10 protein-coding genes are annotated in these 6,605 nt (G+C 63.8%); 2 read left to right on the top strand and 8 right to left on the bottom strand.

From position 1 onward, the window contains the following. Positions 1-137: 137 nt before the first annotated feature. The 3 genes from JJ869_RS20970 to JJ869_RS20980 are packed head-to-tail and all read right to left on the bottom strand — an operon-like array spanning position 138 to position 1,895. Positions 138-500: a hypothetical protein gene (locus JJ869_RS20970; protein ID WP_292270372.1), complete on the bottom strand. Its 363-nt coding sequence runs from the start codon at positions 498-500 to the stop codon at positions 138-140. 2 nt (positions 501-502) lie between these two features. Next, complete coding sequence (locus tag JJ869_RS20975) at positions 503-1,444, bottom strand: phage tail tube protein (protein WP_292270373.1); 942 nt, start codon at positions 1,442-1,444, stop codon at positions 503-505. Between the two features lie 25 nt (positions 1,445-1,469). Next, positions 1,470-1,895, bottom strand: coding sequence for an acyl-CoA transferase (locus JJ869_RS20980; RefSeq protein WP_292270374.1), 426 nt, complete (start codon positions 1,893-1,895; stop codon positions 1,470-1,472). An 87-nt stretch (positions 1,896-1,982) separates the two neighbouring features. Between JJ869_RS20980 and JJ869_RS20985 the strand changes: the two genes are divergently transcribed. Further along, positions 1,983-2,267, top strand: a complete 285-nt coding sequence (locus tag JJ869_RS20985; RefSeq protein ID WP_292270375.1) for a ribbon-helix-helix protein, CopG family — start codon at positions 1,983-1,985, stop codon at positions 2,265-2,267. After that, the gene (locus JJ869_RS20990; RefSeq protein ID WP_292270376.1) at positions 2,255-2,545 is read left to right on the top strand and encodes a type II toxin-antitoxin system RelE/ParE family toxin; all 291 of its coding nucleotides are present in this window, start codon (positions 2,255-2,257) and stop codon (positions 2,543-2,545) included. The genes JJ869_RS20985 and JJ869_RS20990 overlap by 13 nt, the downstream gene beginning before the upstream one ends. An 8-nt stretch (positions 2,546-2,553) precedes the next feature. On the opposite strand, the gene JJ869_RS20995 is transcribed toward JJ869_RS20990, so the two are convergent. The 5 genes from JJ869_RS20995 to JJ869_RS21015 all read right to left on the bottom strand — a co-directional run bounded on the left by JJ869_RS20995 (position 2,554) and on the right by JJ869_RS21015 (position 6,469). After that, complete coding sequence (locus tag JJ869_RS20995) at positions 2,554-3,186, bottom strand: DUF6441 family protein (RefSeq protein WP_292270378.1); 633 nt, start codon at positions 3,184-3,186, stop codon at positions 2,554-2,556. Beyond that, positions 3,183-3,494: a hypothetical protein gene (locus tag JJ869_RS21000; protein ID WP_292270380.1), complete on the bottom strand. Its 312-nt coding sequence runs from the start codon at positions 3,492-3,494 to the stop codon at positions 3,183-3,185. The genes JJ869_RS20995 and JJ869_RS21000 overlap by 4 nt, the downstream gene beginning before the upstream one ends. 12 nt (positions 3,495-3,506) lie before the next feature. Beyond that, on the bottom strand, positions 3,507-4,529 hold the full coding sequence (locus tag JJ869_RS21005; protein ID WP_292270382.1) for a major capsid protein: 1,023 nt from the start codon (positions 4,527-4,529) through the stop codon (positions 3,507-3,509). Positions 4,530-4,569: 40 nt separating this feature from the next. Next, complete coding sequence (locus JJ869_RS21010) at positions 4,570-4,950, bottom strand: head decoration protein (protein ID WP_292270384.1); 381 nt, start codon at positions 4,948-4,950, stop codon at positions 4,570-4,572. A 97-nt stretch (positions 4,951-5,047) separates the two neighbouring features. Beyond that, positions 5,048-6,469, bottom strand: coding sequence for a S49 family peptidase (locus tag JJ869_RS21015; RefSeq protein ID WP_292270386.1), 1,422 nt, complete (start codon positions 6,467-6,469; stop codon positions 5,048-5,050). Positions 6,470-6,605: the final 136 nt, after the last annotated feature.

Genomic DNA, 6,605 nt, shown 5'->3' on the forward strand with positions numbered 1-6,605 from the left:
GCGCTGCACCAGATCCCAGATCTGCCAGCCCTCGAGGGTCATGGGTTGATGGAGAGTGCCTGGGCATTCCACACACGTAGGCGAACAAGCTGCGCAATACTCACCGCCCCCGCCGAATTCCCAGTCGGCGAGAGCGGTCAGACGTTTTTTTCCGCATCCAGAATGAGCGCGCCCGCGATGTATTTCGTCTGAAAGGCCTCGAAGATTGGCCAGAGTTCCAGCAGAGCGTCGATGCCTTGGGGCGTCAGGGCCAGCGGTTTTCCGACCTCATCACCGACGCCGTCCCAATCTTTCACGACAATGCGCGCCACGGCCTTGGCCACGATGCGCGCGAGGTCGTCGTTGGAGGCGCTCCCGTCAGCATCACCGGCGGCCGCGACGATCGTCGGATCGCTCCGCGCGGCCAACATAATGGCGGTGGTCAGCGGCTCGACCAGCAGACGGACACCATAGCCCAAGTCGAGCCACTGGGGTTCAGTAGAAAGGTTCAGGCGCAGCACGGTCAGTAATCCTCGCGGTCGTTGGTGAGCGTTACGGTGCACATCCGGCCTGCGACGGGATCGCTGGCAGCTTGCCAGTCGAAGGTCGCCTGCACGCCTTGTGGCCCCGAGATCTCGATCCGGGGGCGTGGCAGATAGACGGCATAGGCCGTAACGGTCAGGCTCTCGCCCGTTGGCAGCGTGTAGGAAAACTCGAGCTCACAGGCCTCGCCATTGATCGCCTGTGTCACCAGGGTCTGGTCGGCAAAACGCACAACGACATTACCCGTCAGCGCTGCGATGGACGGGTCCGCGCCATCGATCTTGCCATCCGCCCGGATGGTCTCGATGCGATCGAGATTGTTGGCATAGGTCAGATCGGCGGAGACAACATTCCCGATGTTGGCCCCGTTCCGCGTGATCGCCCCGTTGAAATGCCCAAAGCGCTTCAGCGCGATATTGGCGGGCGTTCCCGCTGCCGTAGTCGTGGCGATCGTTTCCCCCTGCGCCACAATGCTGGCCGTGGCCGTCAGCAGCCCAGATCGCGCCATCTGCCAGTTCAGGCTATCGACCATACAGCCGGAATACATCGCATAGCGTGGCACCTCGGGCATCCCGGTTTCGATTGAGAACGACGGCAGCGCCCAGTTCCCGGAGCGGAACTCTTGCGTGTAGGGCGCCTCCGCGCCGGTGGTCGTGGGCGCGCCAAAAGCTGCCTTCAGCCAGAAGCCGAAGGCCTCGGCATCGATCGGGATCACCACGTCGCCATCCGCCGTCACCGCATCCTTGATCGGCGCCTGCGGATCGCGGCCGTAACCCAGCAGTTCCGAGGTCTGCAGCGGTTGCTCGGCTCCAAGCGTCGTGCTGGCAAAGGGCATCTTGGTGTAGCCGCTCGCAGGCGGCGTGCCGTATGTTGTCTCGAACGCCAGCGCCATTTGCGCCCGCGCGCCTTGGGCTCGTGCCATGGTGTCTCTCCTTGAATTGGTCTCGTCAGCCCAGCGCGTCACTGGTCGCGTAGTGAAGGGTGATCGGAATGATCCCGGCTTTCAGAGAGGCGGCCCCCTCGACCGGTAGATCGACAGGCTCAGCGGCCTCCGGTTCAACCCAGTCGCACAACCCCCGCAAAGTCCGGTCGGCGGCGATAACTGCGCCGATCTGAGCGACAAGTGCGTCGAAAAGGGTGTCCCTATCCGTTGCTGATTGCACGATCATCTCGAGTTCTACGCGATGCTGGAAATGATAGGTCAGCGGCGACAAGGTCACGCCTGGGTCTCCCGGGATGCCGTCGCGTAGGATCATGAGACCTGTGGGCGGGATACGTTCCGGCAGAACTTCTCCGCGTAGAACCGGCACATGCGGGATCGTCCTGAGCAGGTCCGCCAGGGCGGTAAGGATGGTTTCGCGGGTGGTGGGCATTTAGGGGCCTAACGGTGAATTCGTGTCTGTTGTCGACGCCAAGAAAGTGCTAGGGTAATACCTATGAATACTTATGAGGACTCACCCATGAATGCCGTGCGCCCGATTGCAGTGAAGCTCGACCAAGACACACGTGACCGCCTCAAGCGGCTTGCGGATGCGAGGGATCGCTCAACGCATTGGATGCTGCGCGAAGCAGTCTCGCAGTTCCTGTCCCGCGAAGAGGCGCGTGAAGGCTTTCGCCAAGCTGGTCTTGTGGCATGGCAGGAATATCAGGCAACGGGCCAGCATGTTACGCATGAGGAAGCAGACGCTTGGCTTGCCAAACTCGAGGCTGGTGAAGAGGCAGACGCTCCTGAATGCCACAACTGATCTGGTCTCCCGCAGCACTGCGGGATGTTGAACGGCTCTACAAGTTTCTGGCCGAAAAGAACCCGGACGCTGCACGCCGTGCCACAAAGGCGATCCGTGAGGGGATACAGATATTGCGCGACCAACCGGGGGCAGGGCGCCCCATGGAGGACATGGATCCAGAGTTTCGCGAGTGGTTCATCACCTTTGGCGGCAGCGGTTACGTTGCCCTTTACCGGTTGGAAGCCGACATTGCCGTCGTTCTCGCGGTGCGACACCAAAAAGAAGCTGGGTACTGAGCCTGCTTTCACCCCAGCTTACCGTCAACCCATCCAGAAACGATCAGCCCAGGTATCGCCGCCTGCGCCCGTTCGGCGTCCCGCGCCAGAGATAGCCTTTTGGCGAGTTTCACCTGGGGAACCAAGAGGAAAATCGGCACAGTGCTTTGTCCACGCCCAGTCTTGGATCGAGAGGCCACGCCCAGTCCACGGCTGTTCAACCGCCCATCGGCCACGAGCAGGCTTGGACCGCCCCGCCGATAGACAAAGCGCAGGCGCAGACCACGTCGCCTCTCCCATTCGCCGGGCGTGAGCGCCTTGCCGCGCGTGCCTTTACCGGCCGCAGGCGTTGGGATGGCAAGCCAGAAGCCGTCCTTCGACCTGATCAAGGGTCCCGTGTCATGCGCCCCGATGATTTGGGGTGCGTTGGACCAAATGAGCGCGGCCGCTTCCAGGCTTTCGCCCGCCGCAGGATAGGTCTTGGACCTGATCGTGTTGGCCAGCCGCTGACCGAGGCGCGCCCGCGTGATTTGAGCGCGCCAGTCTGACTTCAGGTTGACGCCTGCCGCGCGCATCGCCGTGGTCACTGCCTTTTCGCCAGCGAGGATTTCAGCACGCATCGCGGTGATGATGTCGCCGGTGACTGAGAGGTCGAGTTTCACGCGGGCGTCGCCTCGATGGTCCAGATCAGCCTCTCGCGATCGCGGATCGGCTCGCCCTGGATTAGGAAGGTTTCGTCACCGATGAGGATCTGATCATCGGGGCGGGGCGCGGGGAGCTCCGAGACGCGCACATCAAAGCGCATGGTCTCTGAGACCAGACGTGCTGCCCCAAACGTGGTCACATCATCATTACGCCGCATGATGATGCGGATGCGGGTGAACTGCCCTTCGCTGTCACGATGCCAGGCCTCATGGGTGAGGTTCGGATCAGCGAAGAGCAGATCGAGGGCCACGGCAAAGGCCGTCATGTCTCAGCGGCCTCAGTTCGAGCTGAAGATCCGGATGGCCAGCCGCGGGCGCTTGTTGACCGGCAGGATCGATGCCTCGGTCATCAGGTCGATCCAGCGGCCTTTGGCGTCCATCATCTGCCGCGCGTAAAGCGGCAGACCCACGGTGTTGGCCGTCTCGAGCAAGTTGGCCGGCCCGCCATAGGTGGTGAAGGTGTCGAAGGTCCCGAGCGGAAAGGCGATCCCCTCGCCCGCAGGGATCAGGCGTTCCGAGGTGCCATTCGAGAGGGTGACCGAGCCGTTGTATTCCTCAAAGAGGATGCCCGCGAAGGGGAAGGCGCGGCGCATGTCCTCGCGGAGCGGTTGGCCGCCCGTGGCCGAGAAGAACTTGTAGGCTTCTTCGGTCTTGGGGTGGCTGATCAGCTTGTCGAAGAACTCCGAGCTCACCAGCGCATGTGCCGTGGTCATGGTTTCGCCAAGGAGGTTATCCTCAATACCCCGCAGCACGGTGCGAACCTTGCCCTGGACGTTCGTTCCGGCGGTGCCGAAGACGAAGTCGACCGAGATCTGTTCGATCCCGAACTCGGTGAAGTAGTTGTAGAGGGTCGTGCCCGCGCCGTCCTTCACGATGCCGCGCAGCGCGTTCATCTCCATGTATTCGCGGGTTTGGGCATGCTTGCGGCGCATCAGCGTCAGCTTGCGGTTCATCACCTCGACCAGTGGGTCTGCCGCATCCGACAGGCCCAGCGCGGGCATGCCCTGAATGTCAGCAGGCAGGATCACATCGTCATGCGGGATCCAGGGCAGGGCGAAGCTGCGCATCGAGCGCTGCTCGCGGGTGCCGACAGTGGCCGGCGCGCCCAGCGGCACCGAGGGCAGCAGGCTCAAGACGCCCTCGCGCTGTTCGATGACGATAGAGCGTTGCGTCACGCCCTCGAAGCGGAACAGGCCGATCTGGCCGAGGCGGGTGTAGAGGTTGGGCAGGATGTTGATGGCCTGCGTCATCTCGGCGAGCGAATAGCCGCCCGCGTCAAACGGGTTGCGCGTGATAGTCATGGGGAACTCCGGGAATGAGGGGAGGAATCTTGCGGCCGGATCAGGCGGCGTCGCGTGGGATGATGCCGAGCGCGGTTAACTGGGTGTGTTTGGCCGCCGTCTTGGCTGCGTCATCGACACTGGCGTCGAAGACGAGCGCCGCTTTCGAGACGATGGCGGGGCCGCGCAGGACGACGATGCCGGTCGCATCAGCCGCTGTCGCGTCAACGTCGTAAAGCAGGACAGCGGCCGCGTTCTGCGCGCCGTCAGTGCCTGTGGCGGTGCTGAGCTTCATCTTGCCGCTCGCAGTGATGCGGCCCAGCACAGCGCCAACCGGGTAGTTGGCGCCGGCCAGCAGCGTGACGGTCTCCCGGGTGAAGTTGGGGTTTAGCTCGTATTTGAGGACATCGCCCATGGTGGGCGGTTGGGTCAGCACGGACATGGGCAATCTCCTGAAGATTGGGGATCAAAAAGAAATCCCCCGCCGGGGAGGAGCGGCGGGGGATCAGGTGGGCGGTGCGGATGTCAGGGAGAGCAGTTCAGCCCTTGCTGCCCGCCGAGGCAGCCTTCTTCGCGGCGGCCACAATCGGGCTTTCAGCGGATTTGGGGAGAACTGGGGAGGGTGGCGCCACGACGATGTCGCGCGCGTCAGCTGCTGCAGCGGCGCGTTGAAGGACCAGTTTGCGGAGGGCTTCTGGCGCTGTGCCATCGCGGAGCGCCTTCGCGGCATCGATTGCGATCCCGAGGCGACCTGCTTGCGCCGCGATCTCGGCGATCTCCGCTGCCGCCTCGCGAAGCTGCGCCGACAGGTCCGCCAGATTGCTGGGTTGCGCAGCCGCCGGGGCGGGCAAAGGCGCGGCAGCTGCGACGGGCGCGGGGTCTTCTTCCTGCACGCTTTGTTCAGCTTCCTGCTCATCTTGTTCAGTCGCGCTCTCCAGCACGGTGTCCTCGGCATCTCTGATTTCCGTATTTGCCTCAGTGGCGTCAGTTGTGGCGCTCATGGCGGCCTCCTTTGCTCGGGGATGACTGGCGCGGGGCAGCCGCGCGGTAGGTGATGGGGCAGACAGGCTTTCGCGAAAGCGGGCAAAGCCACGGGTGAGGTCGATCACCTCATCGGCGAGGCCTGTGGCGATGGCATCCGTCCCGCGAAAGGTCGCAGCCTCGGTCGCCAGCGCTGCGTCCTGGCTCAGCCGCCCAGCGCGGCCCGCGGCGACAGTCTCGGCGAAGAGGAACCGCAGCACATCGATCTCGCGCTGGATGTCATCGCGCACGTTCTCGGGCAGCGGCTCATAGGGATTGCCATCGACCTTGTGCTGGCCGGAATGGACCAGCGTGACGCGCACGCCGTCTTGATCGAGCTGACCGCTGAGGTCGGCATGCATGACGACAACCCCGATACTGCCCACGGCGCCGGTGCGCGGCAGGAGGATGCGGTCGGCCTGAGAGGCCAGCGCATAGCCGGCCGAGAAAGCGTTCTCGGCGACGAAGGCCCAGACGGGCTTGCTGCCCCGGATGGCCCGAATGCGATCGGCGAGGTCAAAAACACCGGCCACTTCGCCCCCGAAACTATCGATTTCCAGAGCAATCCCGCGCACCGCTGGATCGCTGGCAGCCGCTTCGATCTGTGCCGCGATCCCCTCATAGCTGGTCTGGCCCGAGGACTGACCGATCCAGCCTCCGCGATGGATCAGCACGCCGGAAATTTCAATCACCGCGATGCCGTCTACGACCGGGTAGGGCGCATCGCCGTGCTTGCGCAGGCGCTCGGTGAGGTTGCCGGCCAGAATACTGGCGCGGGCGGGTAGGGGAGCTGGGCCCTCGCTCCCGTCATCCGGTCCTGGAGTTTCCACCCGCCGTCCGAGGATGCGCGGCCCAAGCCCTGACAGAAATGCCATGGCCTTGGAGGGTTCCACCAGCAGAGGCGTATTGAAAGCGCGCGCGGCAATACGGGCATGGAGCATTAGGCTTGGTCCTCGTCAGGGCGTGGGCGGTCTTCCGCGTCATCGGTCTCATTGTTTGGCTCGGCCCGATCTTTCTCGGTCGGTACAGCCTGCACGCCTTGCGCGGGCGATCCCGGCCGGCGGAAGTCGAGGCCCA

This window comes from Marivita sp., from assembly GCF_017643905.1.
In the GTDB taxonomy this organism is placed as follows: Bacteria; Pseudomonadota; Alphaproteobacteria; order Rhodobacterales; family Rhodobacteraceae; genus Marivita.